This is a genomic window from Paraburkholderia sp. GAS82, from assembly GCF_050436285.1.
Classification (GTDB): Bacteria; Pseudomonadota; Gammaproteobacteria; order Burkholderiales; family Burkholderiaceae; genus Paraburkholderia; species Paraburkholderia phenazinium_B.
Genome location: NZ_JBNDLX010000003.1, coordinates 373,354 through 393,583, shown reverse-complemented (window position 1 = coordinate 393,583; position 20,230 = coordinate 373,354). Strand labels below are relative to the sequence as shown.

The following is a 20,230-nucleotide window of genomic DNA, read 5'->3' as shown; positions in this document are numbered from 1 at the left end:
CTGGTTACATGCTGAAGCTGACTTCCACCCGGCGATTCCTGGAGTCGCCCGGATCGACTCCCGGCAGCGGACGAGAGTCTCCGAACCCCGCCACAACGACGCGTCTTGCCGCATTGGCATCGAGCGTGTTCGTCAACAACTTGCGCGCCTCGCGGGCGCGGGCCGCTGACAGCGTGTAATTGTCGTCGTACACGGTGCAGAAGCGGGCGAAATCGACTACAGGCTTTTCGACGGGCAGATTGTCGGTATAGCCTTCGACGACAATCTGCCCGCTTTGCACCTGCTGCAGATAGCGGACAATTTCCGGCTCGACGCTCTCGAACGCAACCTGGGCCTGCTCAGTGACGCAGGCGCTGCCCCGGGCGAAGACGTTGTCCTTGAGCGTCATCTTGTTCGCCTGCATGTCGAACGAGACCAGGTTCGACGCACCGTGCTCATCGAACGAGCGTTTGATGTCGGCGAGAATCATCCCAAGACGCTGCTGCTTCGTGACGGCGCTTTGCGCAAGCTCCTGCTTATGCTTGATCGCTGCATACTGATTCTGCAGCACGGCGACGACGAGTAGCAGCATGACGACCGCCATCGTGCCTGCCATCAGGTCGGCAATCGACACCCATTCATTCGGCTTTTCTTTCATGAGAGGCTGGCGCGTCGCGTGCGTTCAGTCGTGGTTTTGGTAGTGCGCCGGGCACGCTCGGGAGCCGCCTTGGTCCGCTGCGCTGGGGCGCTGCGCCTGGAGATTTCCTCGAATATCTTGCTCATCCTGACATTGCCTTCGGACACCGAGGTCAAACCGAGTTGAATCGGTTCGGCAAGGTTTTTGATCATCTCAGTGGACTCGGTCACGGATTCGGACAACGCGTCAGTCAACGCGCTCAGTGAAAAGGATGTTTCGGCCTGCAATTTGGCCGAATCATTGATGGCGCTCTCGACAGTTCCACTGACCTTGTCGAGTGTCTGGCTCACCGAACTCGACAATTGGCTGACCGACGTCCTGATGCCCTCAGTTGCCGTTTCCAGTTGCACCCCCATCTTGTCGAGCGTCTTATCCACGTTGGTCGACATCAAGGTGACAGAGTCGCGGATGCCGCCTGTTGCCGCTTCGAGTTGCGCGCCCATTTTGTCGAGTGTCGTGTCCACGCTGCTCGACAGGGAGGTGACGGAATCGCGGATGCCGTCCGTCGCTGCCGCAAGCTTCGTGCTCATGTCGTTGAGATTGCTGTGGAAGCTGCCGTTCATCGACGCGATGCTGTTTGCGAGGCCTTCCTTCACATCGCCGAGGACCGAGACGATTTGTTGTTGCAGCTCGCCGATAGCGACCTGCAATTGGTCAGCGCTGCCGGACATTGCCTGTGCTGCCGTCGACATCGTCTCGCCCGCTTCGCCGAGGCGATCGATATTCTCGATATTCGCCTTGACGAAGTCTTCAATGGCTGTGCGCGTATGCTCCGCGTGCGTGGTCGCGACGCTGATTTGCTCCGTTTGGGCGTCGAGCCTCCCGTGGATTGCCTTGGTCGCCGCGACCCCTGCGCGCGAGACGTCGGTGAGACCTATCAGCATCCGCGAGTGCTCGGCGAACTCCGCCTGGCGTCGCTCGTCGTGTTGCTGCATGTGAGCGGCCACGCGCTGCGTCGCGGCGCCGACGATTGCGCTGAACTGCTGAGTTTGCGCGTCGAGTTTTTCATGCGTGGTGGCGGTCCCGGCGACGCTCGCACTCGCCGCTTCGTTCAAGCGCTCAAGAAGGGCGGCGTGTTCGGCAGACTCCGCGCGTCGTTGCTCATCCATCTGCATCAGGCCGCCGACGATGCGCTCGCCCACGGTTTCCAGCGCAGTCACGAGGCGATTCTCCGCACGCGCCTTTTCTTCCGTTTGCAGACGGGCGACCTCGGCAGCGTGGGTCTTCAGCGTCGCGACGCACCAGCGCAGACGCCGGTCTTCATAGCCGTTGACGACAGTCCACGCCTTCAAGGCGAGAAACGCCATGATCCCCCACGTAGACGTCTTAAACTTGGTTCCGAGGCCCTCCATCATGCCCTTGAGGTTTTCCATCGTGTCGTCCATCGAGACGCTGGCCGCGTTCGAGTGCTGCAGGATGTACGACGCCTTGTTCAGGGCAATACCGAGGCCAAGGAACGTGCCGAGCAGGCCGAGGATCAGCAGGATGCCCGGCATGATGTCGGCGAGCTTCTCCCAACGCGTCGCGACGATGTCGCTCAATTCGTGGCTCGATCCGTATTCGGCGGCCAGCACGTCGGTCTGCGCACTGTCCGTCCGGCGGTGCCAGTTCGTCTCCCATCGACGCTCATTGGCACTAAGCGTGACGCCGACGATAGTGAAGGCGAGCAGGAGCCCCATCACCGAGGAAAAGACGACCTGCAGGAATTCTCCCCGAGGAAGCAGAAATGTGAAAATGTCTTGAATCATCAGCCGGCCACCATCACAAGTTGCTCCGCGCGTGCTTTGCTCGCCGCCGCGAAGATATTGGAAAAGTCGTTGATCAAGGAGAGTTCCGCTTCAGGCAGATCGCTGAAGCGCTTCTTGCTCTTCACACAGTCGATCACGATCTTGCCGACACTCACCGCGCTCTCGGCGAGCCAGGAGAGATCCTCTGCTTCAAGCGTCGCCTCGTCCTTTTCGATGATTTGCAGGAAGCCTTCCGCGGCCTGGATGAGAATCTGGAACTCGCTGTTCCGGCTTCTATCCTCGATGATTTCTTCGTCAAGCTGCTTGACCTGGGCACGTAACGACTTAAGTGTGGCCTGCTCGGCTTCGCCCAGAAGATTCATCTTGTCGGAGAGTTCGAGCTTCTTCATCTGAACCTTGTTCTTTGCCAGTGCGCCCTCCTTGCCCGTCTGCTGGTCACGCTCGGCTTTGAGGTCGTTGCCCCACGCGACGACCATTTCCTCGAACACGAACGCGATCAACGGCTTACCGTAGCGTTTCTGCACGATCTTCTCTAGTCGCGCGGCGTCGACATCGCTCAACTGCGGATTCTCGTCCAGCAGGTTTGTACTGACCTGAATAAGGAACATATCGTTGTCGCTGATCTTCTCGATGTCGCTGAGCTTGCGAATCTTCTTCTCGGCGTTCGCGAGCAGGCGCTGCGCCGCTCTCAGGCGCAGATAGTGGTCTATGTCTTCGATCACACTGTGATTGAGCAGTTCGTCGATGCGAGTTCTGAGCAGAATGGAGTTGTTTATAAACTCAGCAATCTTGACGCCGCGCTGCAACTCCTCGGGCGCCATCTCCTTAGCCTTCGCCAGCACTTCCTTATATGCTTCTGCGGCGTCGATTTCTTCTTGCGTCTGGTAGTGTCGCCGTGCTTCCTTCGCCATCTTGATGGCCCATTCAATGGCGGCTGCAATGCGCTTGGCAAGCGGATGCTCGTCGATCGTGCTCACGAAATTGAGCACCTTGGCAACCGCGGCTGCGGCAGCCCGGACCTCGGGGTGCGGTATCGTGGCAGCGATCGCCGCGGCCGCATCACGCGCCTTCACGAGCCATGGCTTGACCACGGTCCAGACTTTCTTGATCTCGGCGACGGCGTGCTCGGCCTCGTCGGCGAGGAATATAACAACCTTGCCGGTCACTTCCTTGGCCTTGCGAATGACCGGGTTGATCACCTCGTTGACGACGAAATCCTTTGCTGCCCGAAACGCGGAACCTACGATGGAAAACAAGCCCATGGCTACCCCGATGAATGATGTATTTGATCTATGAATTCAGGCCGAGCAGCCGGGTCGCCGCCTGCGTGGATGCCGCGAGCGTATGGCCGCCTGACGCGACATTCGCGCGAGCATTGAGGATCTGCGCGATGGCCGAAGCGATGTGAGTCGACGTGAGTTGCGCAGCGTGACGCGTGTGCTGCGCGGCGAGAATCGCCTTTGGTAAAGCAAGCCGCATCGCGTTGCGAATATCGCGACCGGAGAAACCATCGGACAGCGTGGCGGCTTCTTCGATGATTGCATCGCGCGCTTCGCCGAGCGGGATGCCGGATACGAGCATGCGCGCCCACAGCTGCCGGCGCCCATCGATATCCGGGAGCTGGAACGAAACGTGGTGAGTGATCCGGCCGAGAAACGCCTCGTCGTAGTTGCGCGCAAAATTGGTCGCGAAGACGACGACACCTTCGAAGCGTTCGAGTTCGATGAGAAGCGTGGAGCGCATCGAGTTCACTTCGTTGTCGATGCCTTGCGTGACCGACGACAGACGCTTGCCGAGTAGCGTGTCGGCTTCGTCGAAGAAGAGCAGCGCGCCCGCCTCATATGCGCTTGCGAAGGCCGCCTGGATGTTGCGTGCCGTTTCACCCATGAACTTGCTTTCCAGCTCAGCGATGCTGATCTCGATGATCGGCAGGTTGAGCACACCAGCGAGCGCATCGGCCGCCATGGTTTTGCCGGTGCCGGGCGGGCCGTAGAAATTCAAAATCGTTGAGCGCCCCATCGGATCGACCTCGCCGAATCCCCAGTCCAAATAGATCGTTCGGTGAAAGCGTATTTTTGCGAGGCTCTCCTCGAATTCGAGACGTGTGTTAGCTGGCAGAATGAGATCGTCATCCAGCTTGAAGCGTGCTTCCCGGCAAGAGAACGATGGCACCGGCTCAAGTGCGGTGTGAGTGGTCATAGATAGTTGAATACGCGGATTGATCAGCGTCAACGCGGAAGGCAGCAATTCCCGTATTTGCCTGACGCCATTACATAGGTGTTATCGACAGACTTAAGCGGATCTTTAGTAATCTGTGCGTTCGCGTCCAAATGCGTGGCCTTACCCAAACGCCGGCTGCAATCCAGAGGCGGCAAATTATGCGATTCGCATTGAATATGCCTCGCCGTGGTGATCGGGCGGCGCCCGAGCCACTTCAAGAGAAAGACGACACGAACGCAGCGCATCGTACGACGCAACCTGGACATTTCGTGTCCCATTGGAATCCGACGCGACGGTACGCTCCATCTGGCCATCGACGGATGGTGACCCAGTGATAGCATCGCGAGCGCCTTGATGGCAGCCAGGCTCGCACGGTGGCGGAAACGTTCCACGGAGAAGGATTCGCTCTGCTGTATCGCAAACTTCTCACCCTGCTGTGTACTCTGACCGACGGAAAAGCTCCTGCTGGTCGAGTGAACAGCACCCGCGACCAGCCCCCCGCATGTGCGACGTCGGCCGTCTGGTAACGAGCCGCACAATATTCCTTGTGCTGCTCAAGTCTTTTTGGACGATGTACCCCGCGTACCCCACTCCCCGACGTCGAACGTACAGAGCGCAACGAGGGTAATCAGAAACGAGTCCGCGATAAACCACATCCCAAGCGCACCGATGATCAATGGATTCACTTTTTGTTCAGGGTTATGCCACCGGACGTACAGGTCGTAGAGCAACCCGATTACAACCCACAATCCGAAATAAAGCTGCATGTCGCGCAAAAGGTTTTCCGCAAGCCAACCCGACGCCAGACCGTAAATGCACATTGCAGGCCAAAGCACTTGCAGTGCGCCCGGGATCAGGAGATTCACGACTGTCAATGGATGCAGCACTTCGAGGTTTGTCCAAAACTTTCGCGCCGTCCAGAACAGATCGCGCAGACCGCTGCGCCGCCAGCGCAGCTGCTGCATGAATAGTTGCCTGAAGTTGTTCGGTGCCGCTGTCCAGCATTGCGCGCTGATGTTGATATAGGTCTTCAGGCCTTTCAGCAACAGCAGGTGCGTCATGTAGCGATCTTCGCCGTCTCGCACGCCGACACCAAACCAGTTCCGGTGCTTCACCTGCTCCTCGATGGCCTCGAAATGCTCGCGCCGTACAGCGAACAGGCACCCCGAGATACAGATCACATTTCGCGTCCAGTTCTGCAACATCTTCATGATCTGGAAGCTGTAGTAGTAAACGACCGTCTGACATTGAGTCAACACGTTTTCGCGCGCGTTACTTATACCCACGCGGCCTCCCACTGCACCAATCGTCTCATCCACGAAGCATGCGGTAAGTTCTGCGATGGCGCGCCTGTCGAAAATGCAGTCGGAGTCGATGCAGATCAAGATCTCGCCCGACGAATGCGACAGGGCATGCGAGAGCGTCTGGTGCTTGCCGGAATTGACCGGGTTACGGAACGCTCTTACGTTCTTCCAACGCCGCGCAGCGCGTTCGATCCAGTCGAACGTGTCATCGGCGGAACAGTCGTCGACGGCGATGACGTCGACCTTCTCCATCGGATAATCGCTCGCGAGAATGCTTTCTATTGTCCGGAACACATGCTCTCCTTCATTGAAGCAAGGAAGAAGCACGCTCACTCGCGGCTGCAACGCGTAGTTCTTTTCCAGAAACGTCGATTTCGCGCCGAACCGCAACATCAGAGTCACGCCGAAGTTCATCACCATCACCATTAATGGCAACGCAAAAATCAACTGAACAAATGTATCGGTCACATTGGCCTCAAAGACTTGATCATGAACTCGATCTCTTGCTGACTTCGCGGATACGGCCGTTTGAATAGCCACAGATTGATGACCAGGGTCTGGGGCCGAACGGCAATATCGCCTCGAAAGCTCACTTCACGACCTTGCTGCAAAGGCGACTCCCAGCTCACTGAATCACGTCGCCAGTTAAAGGCGAACATCGAATGGGTGATATCGTCCGGCACGCTCAGCGCCGCATGACGCTTGCCGATATGGCCGCGGTTCCACACCGTGTAGTTGACCTGCGGCGCATTCGCTTCGCCCCAACGCGCGATTTCGATGTCAATCTCGTTGGTACCATCCGGACCGACGTCCGCGGGCGGATACATGAACACGCCGAACACGACGTCGGGATCGACGCTGCCGATCGGGCCGCGAACATCAAATGCGTACCGGCCAAAACCGAATCGTCTTGTCGACTCGAGTTCGACGCAGGCAAACTGGCCGTCCGGCAAGCGCGCGATCTTCAGATGCAACCATCCGTCCGCATCGACCCATCCGCCATCTGCGTTCCATCGGTCCGAAGCGCACGGTTTGCCCGCGCCCGTCCGGACGCGCCATTCGGTGCCCGCCCACTCGATGCTCCTCGCCGACGCTGCCGACACGCACACCAGCGCAAGGATCGCGCAAAGCAGCCTTTTCATCAGATTCACCTCTCGCGCAAGTTTAGGCTCGTACCAACGTGACGTTGTGCGGTTCGCTACCACGGGCCAGCACGCCCTTCACGTCTGTGACCACAGCCCCATGTCGCGGATGAATGTGTTGGAGAATCATGTTCCAACCGCCATGCACGAATTCGGTATGAGCGACGGCCAGCACCACGGCGCGAGCTGGTTCGCGCCGCTCGAAACTCGTGAGCCTGATGCCGTATTCCCGCTCCACCTCTTTCGGGTCCGCGAGAGGGTCGATCACCTGCACGTCGATGCCCCAGCTCATGAATTCCCGAACGAGTCCCACCGCTTTCGAATTGCGAATGTCGGACACGTTCTCCTTGAACGTAATGCCTAGCACGGTGATTCTTGAATCGAGCGGCAAGCCGCGATGACGCATCGCCTTCAAGGTTTTTTCCGCGAGCAGGCCCGGCATCTTGTCGTTCACTTCTCGAGCCGCAAGGATCAGCGACGGTATGTAGCCAACCTGCGCGGACCGGTGCGTCAGATAATACGGGTCGACGGAAATGCAATGGCCACCGACAAACCCCGGTACATACCGGTGAAAATTCCATTTCGACGCAGCGGCGTTGATTGCGTCATGCGTGTCGATGTCGAGCCGCGAAAAGATTTGCGACAATTCGTTCATCAACGCGATATTGACGTCCCGTTGCGTGTTCTCGATCACCTTGGCCGCTTCCGCGACCTTGATGTTCTCTGCGCGGTATGTCGTCGTGATCTTCGAATACATACCGTCGATCAGCTCAAGTGTTTCCCGTGTATCGCCCGACACGATCTTCGTGGTGGAAGTGAGCGTATGAACCTTGTCGCCGGGATTGATGCGTTCCGGCGAGTAAGCCACCCAGAAGTCCACGCCATGCTGTAACCGGCGCTCACCCGTAAGTTCGTCTCGATGCTCCAGCAGCGGTACGCAGATGTCCTCCGTCACACCGGGATACACCGTGCTCTCGTAGACAACGGTCGTGCCAGCCTTCAGGTGCCCCGCAATTGTCTTCGTCGCGCCGATAACGGGACTGAGGTCTGGCACGTTCGCGTCCGTGACCGGCGTGGGAACGGTGACTACGATGAGGTCGGTGTCACGCATGGCCTCACCTGCATTGCTTACGAGGCGCCAGTTCGCGGACCGAAGATCGGTCTCTGCGAGTTCGCCCGTCCTATCGCGGCCAGCAAGCAGCTCGGCGATTCTGCTACCGTCGATATCGTAGCCGGTCACATCGAAATGCCTGGAGAGTTCGAATGCGAGCGGGCATCCCACGTAGCCCAGCCCGACAACCAGAATCTTATTGATCTTGCGCATAGTTCTGAGAAAGTAGCGTGATTTGCAGACGTGCCAGATGGACTTTCATGGCAGCCATGGCGAGGCTTACGCGGACCTGCGATTTCATCCTTAGCGCTTCTGGCGAATCCAGCTTGCGCAACCGCTCGTACTCTTCGCTTAGGTGGTCCTGTTCATCGATCAGTTGTGGCAGGACTTCGTTCTGCACGCTCAAAAGATCTGCCGTGCTTCTTTGCAGTCCGTCGACTTTCTGTGCAAGCTCGTCGTTCAGCTGTCGCCGCATCGTCATCAGCGAATTCGTCGCGTTATCCAGCTTTCTGCCGTACGACATCGCGTTGAAGTTATAGGTGAAGGTGACGGAAACGAACGGTTGATATCCCGTCGACGTGTTGAACGGTGCGCCCGAAATCGGCTTTTGCACACCACCGATCAACGACACATCCCATGCCTGTAACTTCTGCTTGTGATTCAGCTCGTCCTGCAGGGCCAGCGTCGACTCGTCGATCTTCGCCATCGCCTCCTTCAGACTAATTTGCGGAACGTCGGGAATCTGCTGCGATGCCACGTCGGTTTTCGCGGCAATGTACTGCGTGTTCACCTGGTCGCGCTGCTGCTCGAGCGTCAGCAGGTCCGACAACGTCCCGTTGCCGGTGCGCAGACGCTTTTTTGTCGACGCGATCTCTTCGTCCAGGATATCGAGCACGTCCTTCAGATCCGCTGCCTGCTGAACGGCAATCTGCTTTTCAATAGAAGACATGCCATATTTGACGACGCGATCAACACTGAGCGTGCGGCTGTACAACTCGCACTCCAACTCCGCGGCCCGCGTCGCCGACCTGCCCTGCAGATCTTTCGACAGGCTTTTCGACAGACCGATCACGACCTGTTTGAGCGACGGATTCGAGTCCGATTGCCCCAGACGGCCAAAACCCTCGACGCCGGAATCCAGCGTGCGTTCGGCGTCCGCCTGGTCCTGCATATACTGGCAATAGGCCCGCTTCTCGCCTTCCGACGAAGTCTGCGCAAACGCACTAGCGCTCAGCGTACCGATCAGCGCGAATACAAACACTTTTTTGATTTTGGATGACATCAATTCGGCTATGTTATTACGAGAGAGATTTCTCAATCGGCATGCGGTAGTAGATTGACCGACCTCCTAAAACAGAAGCGGCTTGTGTCCGATAAAGACGACGGGCGACTGTTCGGCAAACTTCACCGAAAAATTCACTCGCGCAAACTTGCCCTTGATATCCGTCTTGAACAGGGGCTGTCGCGCATATTCCTCGGCCTCGTATACGTGCTCGATGGCGCCCACTCTCCGGCACACGACAACCTGGAGATAACAATCGAACACGGGCGCCCCCGGCGTCGCATTGACGAGGTTGTCATACGCGACGAAGACAACGGGAACACTGCGAGTCAACGCCAGGTAGTACGGCGAGCGCTTTGCGACGTTTAGTACGCGTTCCGCATTCGCCACTGTTGCGCGCAACTGGTCGACGGATTGGCGCGCCGTTTCGGCGTCGACGCTGGCTTGCGCGAGCGTCATTCGCAATTGCGCCTCATTGCTCAACGATTGCAGCGCACTCAGCGACGATGCCTCCCCTCCACCAAGCGTCCTACTTGCAGTGGCTGCCGTGCGCGCCTGCTCTCGGAGCGTGATCTCACTTATGTGCGTGTCCGTTATCGCATTGATCGCAGACTGAATATTGAGGCGCCGCGACATGGCCTCGTCTTTGGTAATCAGACCGGCCATCAGATCGGATTCGACGGAGGCTAGCATCGGCTTCACATCGGACGCGGCCTTTTCGGTTTGCGCGGCGTCGATGCGCTTTCTGCTCAGCGCAGACCGTATATCGGACTCGCTTAGCGCGAGTGCGTGCGACTCGCTATGCGCCGCGGCATCGAACCGCTCGATGAGCTTCCGCGTGTCGGCAATTTGTCCATTGATCACGCGATATTTTTCAGTCGCGGTGGCGAGGTCGACACGGTTCTTCAGCAACTCGGCCTCGAGCGCCGATACCTGAGGCTGATACGCCAACACCTTTTCCTGCGTCGGCGACAGGACGATCGGCGCGGACCAGTTGCGATTGACCGCGTAGAAGCCCATCAAAAACAGGTACGACAGGACGCCTATCACGATCACCAGAAGAATTCCGGCCATCGTAATTCGGTAAGTGGAAACAATTGTGTTTTGAAAGCGCTTGAAGTTCATTGATCAATGTACTCTTTTTTGGCCTGCTGCCTTTTTATTTTCGGTCCATGCGAACGGCCACTTTCTCCGCACGCAATGGATGAATAAATCTGGTTGATTTGCGCCGCTCATCGGGTCAATAAAACACCACTCGACACACTTTAGCCACCGATCGGGACAATTCATGTCCGGTACCTGACACGCGTTCGTTCGATTGCTGTGGGTTCCCATTGTGCGTGGCAGTCCAGACAAATGATGTCTCTAACACCGCGGGACGCTGCGGAAGACTGAAGCCGAAAGGTTGGCTTAACGATTAGATGAACGCGTGATATCCCAAGCGCTATTGGAGGAAGCTATTTCTTCTTTGCGTCGCTACCTCGTATGTTGCGGATCAAAGCCACTGACATGCGTTACCGGCTTTCCACTTTATTCACATAGGGGAAGTACAAATAGCCTTGCAGACCTGTTGCGCCGTTTGCACAGGCAATCCGCGCATCGTCCGTCGTTTCAATTCCCTCCACGACAACCGATGCGTCGCAGACCTTAGCGAACCCGATGAGTTGGATCAGACGTGCCGCGGCAGTCTCGTCGTGGCGGCACGCAACTACCAGCGAACGATCGAGCTTGACGATGTCGACACCAAGGCTGACGAGGTTACGCAAGCTGCCGAAGTCGTGCCCGACATCGTCGAGCGCAACGCGGCAACCCAGCCATTTGATGACCGAGACAAATTCGCGTGCAGCGTCGAGATTGGCGAGGGGAAAGGTTTCTGTGATCTCTATAGTCAGGCGCGATGCAACTTCAGGTTCTTCGAACAACGTGACGATGAGCACCGCCCACCATGCATCGATTGTTGCGCTTGCAGCCGATACGTTGCAGCCCATTCGCGCGTCGGGGTTCGCTCTCAACCTGCCGATGATCGACTCGACGACCCACCTGTCGAGACGCCGCACCACGCCCAGACGCTCGAGCGCACGCACTTCTGAGCCGATCCGGCAGCGCTTATCAGGACTCTCGCCTGTCTTGCTTAGCAGCGCTTCGTGATAATGCGTCGTCCAAGGCTCCTTCGCGTCGCATATGCGCTCGAAGTCGAAGTCGAGTTGGCGTTCGTCCATGGCACGGAACACGCGTTCGGCCACTTGCGTATCCGCAAGGAACTGCTCGCGCCATTCTTCGCCAGACTGCATTTCCGACACGCGCGCGGCATTGACGGAATCGATATCGAAGGGTTCGTCGGCGAAGTGGGCAACGTTCACCTCGATCACGGGGAACGCGACAGCGGAGCCTGATCGCACGGGACGATCTGCAAGACACGTCAGAATGCGATCGAGCAGAAGCGAGGGATGCGCGCCAAAACCGCGATGAGTGTCTTGCATATCCGGCGACGCATCGAACACGAACAATATGTGTTGTGCGCTCATCGCCACGGTACCTGGGTATTGCCTGCACAATTCGCGCGCCCGCTCCCGCACCACATGGCGCACCGTTGTCGCGAACATCGGACCGTAAGCGTGCTCGATCTGCGGAAGATTGACAAATGTCGCGACAATGCACAGTGCCGCGGGCCAGTCGCTTCTCGCAGCCGGTCCGATGCCGAAGCGTTTCAGCAGCGACGCGAGCTCCGGCCGAAGCCCAGGTAGTCTTTCGTGACTCATTGCGCCGAACCCATCCCGCCGCGGCGCAGACCAGCCCCGCAGCGGGGTACAAAAGGGTTCCTTTGTGTCACGATCCATCATAGTTCAAGGCTTCAGAAAAACCAGAGAGAAAACATGAATCTGCTGTGCCCGCTGACGCGGCTTTGTGCGGCGACAAAAGGGAACCTTTGTGTCAATGCATGAAGACCACTTTCTTGCAAGGTATGCATGCACGCCGACGCCAGGGAGATAAGTTTCAGCGAGGCACTATGATGAAGATCGGCTACGCTCGCGTTTCGACGGAAGAACAGAACCTCGATTTGCAGGTCTCGGCGCTGACAGCAGCAGGCTGCGAACTGCTCTTTCGCGATCATGGCGTCTCGGGCTCGACGTTCCGTCGTCCAGGACTGGATGACACGCTCGCGCAACTCGATCGCGGCGACACGCTAGTCGTATGGCGCCTCGACCGCCTGGGCCGATCATTGATGAAGCTGGTTGAGCTGATCGAGACGCTCAATATGCGGGGCATCCGCTTTCAATCGCTCACGGAAGCGATCGACACCACAACGTGTAGCGGCATGTTCATCTTTCACATGATGGCTGCCATGGCTCAATTCGAACGGACGCTGATCAGCGAACGGACGCGCTGTGGTATGCAAGCGGCACGCGAGCGTGGCCGTCAAGTGGGACGGCGTGCCGCGATGACTTCAGCGCAATGCGCTGAGGCGCTTGCGCTTTCGCGCACAGTGTCTGTTGCTGAACTTGCCGTGCGGTTCAGTGTGCATCCGCGCACGGTGCAACGCGCGCTGCGCAATTCGACCTTGCCGGCTCCGCCATCGGAATCATGTCGCGACCAGGAATAGCGTTACGCCAGCCGACGCGCTTCGAGCCCATAACGGCGCAAGCTGCGAAGCAGCGTGCGTGGGTGGACCTCGAACCGTTGGGCAACGATATCGGACGAATGCAGCGTCAGCAATTGCTGGGCTTCGACGCACTCGGTCTGAGTCATCGCGCGGCGTCTGCCGACGTGCTGCCCGCGCGCTTTAGCGGCGAGCATGCCGGCCCGCGTTCGTTCGCCAATCAGCGAGCGCTCGAATTGCGCGAGCGCGGCCATGATATGAAACAGCAGCGTCCCACCCGGCGAAGTCGTGTCGATGCACTCGGTGAGAGAAGCAAACTGAACGCCTCTTACGCCGAGCTCGTCGACCAGTTCGACGAGCTTCGTCAGCGAGCGCCCCAAGCGGTCCAGACGCCACACGACCAGCGTATCGCCTTGGGTCAGCGCAGTCATCGCCTGGCCGAGGCCGGGGCGAGAGAATCTTGCACCCGAGATCCCCTGATCGGTGAAGATGTCATCGCAGCCCGCCGTTTTCAACGCTGCAAGTTGCAGGTCGAGATTTTGATCATCGGTAGAAACTCTCGCGTATCCAATTCTCATTCTTTTTGGAGTTGTGCAGCACGGCCAGACCCGGCAAGCGAACCTGAACTGGGCATCGCATCGTTGCGCCTCTGCGATGTGCGGTTGGACACTACGACCACGCAACATTGGACATCATCGATGGAGCTCGATGAACAGTCTGTTTGTCAAATGGCCGGACGTGGACTATAGAAATCGAACAGGACAAACTGTGTCCAGATTGATCGCGCACATCGTCAACTCGTTTGGGACATGATTTGACTCAAGGGTCCCGCACACTGCGCACTCGGACAACGACCGGGAGTTCCCCACACACATGACTAAACAGACCAACACGATTCGCGCAGACGCAACGCAGACCGATCGCAATGCACACGGCATCGGACAGACGCTGTGCATTGCGTTGCGGCTTTGGGGATACGAAGAATCGGAGGTTCAGTCGTGGATGAGAGAACTGCCCCGAATGAACGGCGCGATAACGTGGAAGATTTCTCATGACAGGATTGCGCGCGGCGCTGACGTGGTCGTGCACATCGTCAAGCCTTCGCGTCGCGCAAGCGCAGCGTTCTGCTGGAATTGCGCAGGGGCTAACTACGCCGTATCGCAATTGCTGGCGGAGTGCGGGATTGAAATCATCCTGTTTGAGGGTAATGCGGATCAGTTGCCGCGCAAACGCGCAGGTCATTGGGCAGTGGCCGGCACGTTGTCGCCGCAGGCCGCGCTCTGCCGCCTGGGCTGTCTGATCGCTGCTTCTTCTACGCGCCAGCCGCACATGCCTGCCGTCGTGCGGCGTGATCTGCTCTGCATGATCACCCCGCAACTCGACGCAGCCTGATACGCGTTTTAGCTCATTCTCTCGAGCAAGAGCGCCGCAGCCGGCTCTGACATCACAACAATCAGCTTCATCGTCGCACGCGTCGCGCCAACGAAAAGACGCCGGAACGTCGCGTCGTCGAACTGCTCGAAATCGACCTCCGTCAGGATCACGCAGGGCGCGCTTTGCCCCTTGAAGCGATAGATAGTTTCGACCATGACGTCGCCGTCGCGATAGACGGGCGCGCCGTACTCGTCGTACGTACCCGTGAAGCTGCGCAGCGCGTAACGTCCGAGCCGGTCGAGCACGGGGAACAGTGACTTGTCCCGGCCATTGAAGGTCAGCAGCGCGATATCCGCGGGAGCAAAGCCCGCGGATATCGCTTGCTCAAGTGCTTCACGGGTCGCCTGTGTCGCACTGCTGCCGGAATACGTGATCAGGGCAACATCCGACTTGGTGAATGGCCCCGCCGCTTCGATCGTCATTGGCGCACCCGCCAGCATGCCGATAAAGCGCACCACGTCGTGTGGACTGCGATGATTGGCCATTGCGCGCACTTCGACCCAGCCGGGCAATTCGACGCTCTTGCGCAGGTACAGGTTCTGCATCGGATCTTCCAGCCACCAGAAGCGCCCGCTCTTGCGCAACAGCCGCTCGATCGGCAGCACCCATTCCTGACGGAAATCCTGGCCTTCATCGACGATAACCGTATCGAAGCATTCGGCGTCGTCTGGCTGCGAAGCCAACAGCGAACGTTCGAGCGAATCGAAGACGCGCTCGTCAGCAAAGTCGATCGCCTGCCCCATACGCTTCGCCGCTTGCTGGCAAAGCTGATGATACGTGAGCACGGTCGAACCGACAGGCGCGATGCGCCGAAGGTGATCGGCAAGGGGTCGGTTGAAGCACAGATAGAGCGCGCGCTGTCCGGCGTTGACGGCATCGTCGAGAACGCGGAGCGCAAGCTGTGTCTTGCCTGACCCGGCCGTACCGATCACACGCAACCTGAACGGCTGAAACTCGATCGACCGCGCCCACGTCGCAAGTCCGCCCGAGACGCGCGTCACGAACTTCGTGACCTCGCCGATCATCGCGCGCACGTCCGGCGTCAGCGACAGCTCGTCGGCAAGAAACGCATGGATGCGGCCAAGACAAGGCAACGGCGGTTCGTCAGCGGGCAGAATGGCCTCGACCAACGACACGAGGTCGTCCCTACGCGTGGCATCAACAATCCGCGTGGGATTGACGCCGGATATCGCCGGATACTTCACCCGGTAGTCCGGACAGTACAACATTTCTTCAAGCCTGTAGTTTGGGCCACCAAATGCGGCCTTGAAGCGGCCATGCATTCCGCCGATGGTTCGTGCGATCTGCGAAGACACGCTCTTGCTCTTGCCCGCATACAGTTTGGTGAGGCCCTCAGGCGTCTCCTCCAACCCGCCCGACTTCTGTTCAATCACGAGCACGCGGCCAGCGGGACTCACGACCACGAAGTCGGCCTCGCCAAATATTGAAAATCCTTTGTTCAACTGCGTCCAGTGAACACCGTGATAGACGGCATACGTATCGGGCAGACCGCGTTGCAGAACGCTGAGCGTTTCGATTTCACGCTGCGCGGCGCCGCTCACCAACTGGTCGTTCCAGCCGGCAGGGAATATCTGGGCCATGCTTCAATGCCTCTCGAGCAGTGGCTATTTGCCGTAGATTCTCGCCAGCTCGCCGGCTTCCTCGGCAAGCTCGGCGCGCAGGCTCGCGGGGCCGATCACCTCGACGTACGGCCCGAACGAGCGCAACCACCAACGCAACCTCTGACTCAGCATGACGCTTCCCTGCACATGCAGCGCGTCGTCCTTGCGCGCGCTCTTCTGATCCTTCGACATGGGCGCTTCAAGCAGATGATCGCCCGCTCCGCCGACAAACCTCAGCTTGAGCTGCACTTCCTTTTCGACCATGAAGTCGAAACTGCGTTGCTGCTTGACATACGCATCGAGCGAAAACGACGAAGGATACGCAAACGATTCGAGCAGTGCCGCGGCGCGCGCGAGACGGTCTAGGCGATACATCGTGGGGTTGGCCTTGCCTTCTGTGCCCGCCACCAGGTAGACGAGTCCACCCACCTCGACGAGACCAAACGGCAATACGACCTTCGCGCGATCGTTATCGGTGTTGTGACGCGGACGGTAGACGATCTCCAGCTTGCGTTCTTCGAACAGCGCACTCGAAACCGTAGCGAACAGTTCGCGATCGATCACGGGATAGTGCAGCGCGAAGCCACCGCTCTCCACGGCAACCTTGCTCGTCCAGCGCGAGTATTTCCGCTCGGTTTCGCTGTTGGTCCTCCGCAGCCGCGTGTCTGCAATTTCAAACATCGCCGAAAGCGACTCGGCCACCAGTTCCGGGATCTGCCGGGAAGAGAAGCGTCTGAGGGTCTGCAGCGCCAGTGCTTCGTCGAAGTTCATCAGCCCGCCGCCTTTGGCCGCCATGCCGCTCGCTCCCGCCTTCTTGCGCCATACGGATGCGGTTCCGCGCTGGTCCATCTCGACGAGGCCTTCTTCTTCGAGCTTCGCCAGATGCCGGTATATCGTCTTCGACGAAGGCATGTCCGGCACGGTATTCGTCAGACGCCGATGGATTTCGGGGGTACTGAGGTAGTTGCTTTGCGTGGCTGCGTCGGGAAGGACGCGCATGATTTCGCGGTCGATGTCAGACATTGAACGATTCGGTCGTTTGGATGGATGGTCTCGGGTATATCGGCACCTTTTGGTGTTTTCTTGAGTGCGCGTAAATATATTGCCAGCCCTCAACACCGACGTAATTCAGGCTCACCTATCGGCCTATGCGAAGGACGCATCCCTTGCATAGGCCAACATGAACGCTGGCGCGAGATCAGGGCGTGGCGAGCGCCGCGTCGATTGCGGAAAGCACGTCGAGCGCCGTGCCGCGAATGCCGACGCCCTCGCCCGCCACCTCGCTTTCGTCGAGATTGATGCGGATCAGCGGGCCGAGTACGGATTCCGCAAACATACGCACGCTCGGCACAGCCGCTCCCGCGCCGAGTTCGATCACCACCGGTCTTTGCACGGTGCGCAGCCAGATACGCAACCGTTCCCATTGCGAGGAAGAGCGTGTTTCGACCCAGAGGCCGTCGTCGAACAACAGGAAGTTCGGCCGCGCGAGATGGCCGCAATGCGGGCAGCGCGGCAACGAGGAAGCAGCAAGCGAGTCGATATCGACGCCATCCATCATGCTACCTGATGGCCAGATCGCGTCGTCGCATGGTTTGCCGCACTGCATGAAGTTGATGGTGCCGTGACACTCCAGAACGCGGGCCTCGTCGTAGCCCGCCGCCTGAAAGTGGCCATCGACGTTGCTTGTGAAAACGAAGGCGCCATGACGCGCACCCTCGGCCCAATGCTTCAACATCGCGTAGCCCGCGTGGGGTTTCAGTTGCCTGCACACCTGAAGAGCACGCCCGTAGAATCGCCAGGCGTCGACGGGCTTTTCGACGAAACAGTCGCCCTGCGTCAGCGAGCCGACGTCGCGCTCAGTCATGCCTGCGGGCAGCAGCGACGTCCACAGCCCGTCCGTGCCGCGAAAGTCGGGCAGACCCGAGTCCACGCTCATGCCCGCGCCAGCCGCAATCACAATGCCGTCTGCGTTGCGTATCCAGTCTGCCGCGCGTTGAATATCGGCGCTATCGATCATCGTCATTTTTCTCGTTGTGTTAGAAGCGTTCGGCCCAGCGTTCCCAGAAGCCCGGCTCGTCATGATGTGCGTTCTTTTGCGCATCGTCGAGGCCGATTACGAGGAAGCGCATATGTGGCATGCGCAATGAGCCGTCCGGGTACTCGAGGAACGCCTCGAGCGCACGGTACGACGGATCGCTGGAATCGTACGGAACATCGATATAGATCGAACCGCGATAGCTGACCATCATTCGATCGTCCGCGAATTCTCCGCAGGGTTGCCATGCGTACCCCTGAGCGTCGAGCCACTCGACAATGGCCGCCCGCATCGGATGCGATTTCCAATGATGCGGCGACCGCTCGCCGGAAGGATCGTCGAAGAAAGTCACGAAGAGCGCATCGCGTTGCTTGCGACGCGCGATCGCGTCGATATGGTCGATCATCTGCGGCATGACGTGGGTCCGTGTCGGAAGAAGGACTCGCATCGTGGCAGATGGTCGGGACATTTTATGTCCCGACCACTACAACTGGCTAGCGCGGGTTCGTGTCGCGGCCATTCCGATCGACGCCGAGCCGCTTGCGGAAGTACTCGAAGCCTTCGCCGAAGAATTGGTGGAAGAGGTCTGTCGGCTTGTTGTCGCGGTCAAGCAAGCCAAAGTGTCTGCCGACTCCTCGCCCGACCGACAGCAACGTATTTGCGGAATTTCTGGTGCCTGCAAGGTCATTGCTGATTAGACGATCCGCACGTGCGTCAGCCGTCGGTTCAACTGCATAGCTGTATCCGGTCAGCCCTGCACAAACGAGGCACACCTGTTCCCGTTCGTCTCCCGCGATAAATTCCCGCTCACCGTTATTCGCCACATAAAGGCCGCGCTCGTGCCCTTCCTCGATCAATCGAATCTGCTCCAGCGGACGGTCGGGAAGATTGAACTCGCGCTCACCGAGGGGATACCGGTAATTTGTGAAGTTATTAGCGAAGTTAACGCGAACATCCGATAGCGAGTGTGTTTCCAGCCAACGCCCAAACGCATCTATTGCGGGATCGGTCGGTTTCGTCTCGCGATACTCACGATACATGCTCAATACGCTGCCAAACGGATGCCCGGCTGGCACCCAGTTCCCCCTCTTATCAGGAGCAAGCGGAGGACCGTTTGCTTCCGGTTGAACGGGAACCCCACAATCATCAGCCAGACTCCGAAGGTCATACCCAATCATGAACAGCGCGGCCTCGAACGCATGGCAACGCGCGGCGATATGGCTCGCGGAGTCGCTGGCGGGTTCGCTCGCGAACAGCGTGGTCCGTTCGAGAACCACACGAATGATCCAGCCCGCCCGCAGTTGCCAGCGCGCCCAGTCCTCACGATGAACCTGAGGTGTGTAGAACTGCGGCGATGCGGTAAAACCTAGGTCACCGGGATTGCGAATCTGCCGTCCACGCGCCGGCCCCGATGGAAAACCCAACGCGTCATGCTGAATACCATTGCTCCGGGCATCGCACCTGAACATTTCATGCAGCATCGCCAACGCCGCACCGACGCGGCTATCGTAGATCGGCGAGCCCGTCGTATCGAGCAGTGCATGAATTTTGGTCAATCCCGAGTCGAAGCGAAGCACATTGCGTGCGTGCAATCCGTCGAGCGTCTGGTCGCCGTCAAGCGCAAAGAGCGGCGCCAGTTCTCTCAGATACGCGCACCACGCGTTTTGCCGGACCTTCGATTCGATGAAGGGAATCGCGCTCCGCACACCGCCCCAGCGCAGCACTTCGCGCGCCGCAGCGCCTGCGGCAAGTTCGTCGCCACTCGCGACGCTCTCGCGCAGCCAGGCACTCAGACGTTCGAGCGACGTGCGCGTCGATGCCCAGTCGCCAGACTCAACCGGCTTGCCAGTGCGCGGATCGAACCAAATGGCTCCCCAATGGTAGTGCGCATGAACCGCTTCGATACCGTCCACCCGTGTATCGATTCCGCCTGGGACAAACCAGCTGTCTGCAAAGCGCAGCCGGACGGGCAGCTTCGGCAGCCGCTCGGCCAGCCATGCCACGAAGGCTTTCACGCCGGATTGTGCAAGAAACGCATTACGGTTCATCAGTCCATGC

At 58.8% G+C, this 20,230-nt stretch carries 18 protein-coding genes; 2 read left to right on the top strand and 16 right to left on the bottom strand.

Annotated elements, in window-relative coordinates; translation table 11 throughout:
- Positions 1–4 precede the first annotated feature (4 nt).
- The 10 genes from P3T17_RS12090 to P3T17_RS12045 all read right to left on the bottom strand — a co-directional run bounded on the left by P3T17_RS12090 (position 5) and on the right by P3T17_RS12045 (position 12,242).
- Positions 5–637: an OmpA/MotB family protein gene (locus P3T17_RS12090; RefSeq protein ID WP_060817447.1), complete on the bottom strand. Its 633-nt coding sequence runs from the start codon at positions 635–637 to the stop codon at positions 5–7.
- Positions 634–2,424 (bottom strand): hypothetical protein, encoded by a 1,791-nt coding sequence (locus P3T17_RS12085; RefSeq protein WP_429406868.1) that lies wholly within the window; start codon positions 2,422–2,424, stop codon positions 634–636. Before P3T17_RS12085 ends, P3T17_RS12090 begins: the two co-directional genes overlap by 4 nt.
- Positions 2,424–3,686, bottom strand: coding sequence for a hypothetical protein (locus tag P3T17_RS12080; protein ID WP_429406866.1), 1,263 nt, complete (start codon positions 3,684–3,686; stop codon positions 2,424–2,426). Before P3T17_RS12080 ends, P3T17_RS12085 begins: the two co-directional genes overlap by 1 nt.
- A gap of 28 nt (positions 3,687–3,714) precedes the next feature.
- On the bottom strand, positions 3,715–4,623 hold the full coding sequence (locus P3T17_RS12075) for an ATP-binding protein (RefSeq protein ID WP_256455656.1): 909 nt from the start codon (positions 4,621–4,623) through the stop codon (positions 3,715–3,717).
- Positions 4,624–5,198: 575 nt separating this feature from the next.
- Positions 5,199–6,416 carry a glycosyltransferase gene (locus tag P3T17_RS12070; RefSeq protein ID WP_429406864.1) on the bottom strand — a complete coding sequence of 406 codons (1,218 nt, stop codon included), beginning with the start codon at positions 6,414–6,416 and terminating at the stop codon, positions 5,199–5,201.
- Positions 6,413–7,090, bottom strand: a complete 678-nt coding sequence (locus tag P3T17_RS12065; RefSeq protein WP_256455658.1) for a glycoside hydrolase family 16 protein — start codon at positions 7,088–7,090, stop codon at positions 6,413–6,415. The genes P3T17_RS12070 and P3T17_RS12065 overlap by 4 nt, the downstream gene beginning before the upstream one ends.
- A gap of 22 nt (positions 7,091–7,112) precedes the next feature.
- Entirely contained in the window at positions 7,113–8,414 is a 1,302-nt protein-coding gene (locus tag P3T17_RS12060) for a nucleotide sugar dehydrogenase (protein WP_256455659.1), read from the bottom strand.
- On the bottom strand, positions 8,398–9,483 hold the full coding sequence (locus P3T17_RS12055; protein WP_256455660.1) for a hypothetical protein: 1,086 nt from the start codon (positions 9,481–9,483) through the stop codon (positions 8,398–8,400). Before P3T17_RS12055 ends, P3T17_RS12060 begins: the two co-directional genes overlap by 17 nt.
- Before the next feature lie 66 nt (positions 9,484–9,549).
- Positions 9,550–10,557 carry a hypothetical protein gene (locus tag P3T17_RS12050; RefSeq protein ID WP_256455661.1) on the bottom strand — a complete coding sequence of 336 codons (1,008 nt, stop codon included), beginning with the start codon at positions 10,555–10,557 and terminating at the stop codon, positions 9,550–9,552.
- A gap of 440 nt (positions 10,558–10,997) precedes the next feature.
- Positions 10,998–12,242, bottom strand: coding sequence for an EAL domain-containing protein (locus P3T17_RS12045; RefSeq protein WP_256455662.1), 1,245 nt, complete (start codon positions 12,240–12,242; stop codon positions 10,998–11,000).
- A 251-nt stretch (positions 12,243–12,493) separates the two neighbouring features.
- Between P3T17_RS12045 and P3T17_RS12040 the strand changes: the two genes are divergently transcribed.
- Positions 12,494–13,084 carry a recombinase family protein gene (locus tag P3T17_RS12040; RefSeq protein ID WP_256456487.1) on the top strand — a complete coding sequence of 197 codons (591 nt, stop codon included), beginning with the start codon at positions 12,494–12,496 and terminating at the stop codon, positions 13,082–13,084.
- A 2-nt stretch (positions 13,085–13,086) separates the two neighbouring features.
- Here the strand turns inward: P3T17_RS12040 and P3T17_RS12035 are convergent, their stop codons facing one another.
- The gene (locus P3T17_RS12035; RefSeq protein WP_256455663.1) at positions 13,087–13,659 is read right to left on the bottom strand and encodes a recombinase family protein; all 573 of its coding nucleotides are present in this window, start codon (positions 13,657–13,659) and stop codon (positions 13,087–13,089) included.
- Between the two features lie 295 nt (positions 13,660–13,954).
- On the opposite strand from P3T17_RS12035, the gene P3T17_RS12030 reads away from it, so the two are divergent.
- On the top strand, positions 13,955–14,473 hold the full coding sequence (locus P3T17_RS12030) for a hypothetical protein (RefSeq protein WP_429406860.1): 519 nt from the start codon (positions 13,955–13,957) through the stop codon (positions 14,471–14,473).
- Positions 14,474–14,481: 8 nt separating this feature from the next.
- Here the strand turns inward: P3T17_RS12030 and P3T17_RS12025 are convergent, their stop codons facing one another.
- From P3T17_RS12025 to P3T17_RS12005, 5 genes are all read right to left on the bottom strand, one after another.
- Positions 14,482–16,116, bottom strand: coding sequence for an ATP-binding domain-containing protein (locus P3T17_RS12025; RefSeq protein ID WP_256455665.1), 1,635 nt, complete (start codon positions 16,114–16,116; stop codon positions 14,482–14,484).
- 24 nt (positions 16,117–16,140) lie between these two features.
- Positions 16,141–17,160, bottom strand: coding sequence for a WYL domain-containing protein (locus tag P3T17_RS12020; RefSeq protein WP_429406858.1), 1,020 nt, complete (start codon positions 17,158–17,160; stop codon positions 16,141–16,143).
- A 175-nt stretch (positions 17,161–17,335) separates the two neighbouring features.
- Positions 17,336–18,160 (bottom strand): SIR2 family NAD-dependent protein deacylase, encoded by an 825-nt coding sequence (locus P3T17_RS12015; RefSeq protein ID WP_256455667.1) that lies wholly within the window; start codon positions 18,158–18,160, stop codon positions 17,336–17,338.
- Between the two features lie 13 nt (positions 18,161–18,173).
- Positions 18,174–18,587 carry a hypothetical protein gene (locus tag P3T17_RS12010; RefSeq protein WP_429406856.1) on the bottom strand — a complete coding sequence of 138 codons (414 nt, stop codon included), beginning with the start codon at positions 18,585–18,587 and terminating at the stop codon, positions 18,174–18,176.
- 79 nt (positions 18,588–18,666) lie between these two features.
- The gene (locus tag P3T17_RS12005; RefSeq protein WP_256455669.1) at positions 18,667–20,220 is read right to left on the bottom strand and encodes a hypothetical protein; all 1,554 of its coding nucleotides are present in this window, start codon (positions 20,218–20,220) and stop codon (positions 18,667–18,669) included.
- Positions 20,221–20,230: the final 10 nt, after the last annotated feature.

Coding starts and splice junctions, on each gene's coding strand:
- P3T17_RS12090 (WP_060817447.1), bottom strand. CDS start 637: ATGAAAGAAAAGCCGAATGAATGGGTGTCGATTGCCGACCTGATGGCA.
- P3T17_RS12085 (WP_429406868.1), bottom strand. CDS start 2,424: ATGATTCAAGACATTTTCACATTTCTGCTTCCTCGGGGAGAATTCCTG.
- P3T17_RS12080 (WP_429406866.1), bottom strand. CDS start 3,686: ATGGGCTTGTTTTCCATCGTAGGTTCCGCGTTTCGGGCAGCAAAGGAT.
- P3T17_RS12075 (WP_256455656.1), bottom strand. CDS start 4,623: ATGACCACTCACACCGCACTTGAGCCGGTGCCATCGTTCTCTTGCCGG.
- P3T17_RS12065 (WP_256455658.1), bottom strand. CDS start 7,090: ATGAAAAGGCTGCTTTGCGCGATCCTTGCGCTGGTGTGCGTGTCGGCA.
- P3T17_RS12060 (WP_256455659.1), bottom strand. CDS start 8,414: ATGCGCAAGATCAATAAGATTCTGGTTGTCGGGCTGGGCTACGTGGGA.
- P3T17_RS12055 (WP_256455660.1), bottom strand. CDS start 9,483: ATGTCATCCAAAATCAAAAAAGTGTTTGTATTCGCGCTGATCGGTACG.
- P3T17_RS12050 (WP_256455661.1), bottom strand. CDS start 10,557: ATGGCCGGAATTCTTCTGGTGATCGTGATAGGCGTCCTGTCGTACCTG.
- P3T17_RS12045 (WP_256455662.1), bottom strand. CDS start 12,242: ATGAGTCACGAAAGACTACCTGGGCTTCGGCCGGAGCTCGCGTCGCTG.
- P3T17_RS12040 (WP_256456487.1), top strand. CDS start 12,494: ATGAAGATCGGCTACGCTCGCGTTTCGACGGAAGAACAGAACCTCGAT.
- P3T17_RS12035 (WP_256455663.1), bottom strand. CDS start 13,659: ATGAGAATTGGATACGCGAGAGTTTCTACCGATGATCAAAATCTCGAC.
- P3T17_RS12030 (WP_429406860.1), top strand. CDS start 13,955: ATGACTAAACAGACCAACACGATTCGCGCAGACGCAACGCAGACCGAT.
- P3T17_RS12025 (WP_256455665.1), bottom strand. CDS start 16,116: ATGGCCCAGATATTCCCTGCCGGCTGGAACGACCAGTTGGTGAGCGGC.
- P3T17_RS12020 (WP_429406858.1), bottom strand. CDS start 17,160: ATGTCTGACATCGACCGCGAAATCATGCGCGTCCTTCCCGACGCAGCC.
- P3T17_RS12015 (WP_256455667.1), bottom strand. CDS start 18,160: ATGACGATGATCGATAGCGCCGATATTCAACGCGCGGCAGACTGGATA.
- P3T17_RS12010 (WP_429406856.1), bottom strand. CDS start 18,587: ATGCCGCAGATGATCGACCATATCGACGCGATCGCGCGTCGCAAGCAA.
- P3T17_RS12005 (WP_256455669.1), bottom strand. CDS start 20,220: ATGAACCGTAATGCGTTTCTTGCACAATCCGGCGTGAAAGCCTTCGTG.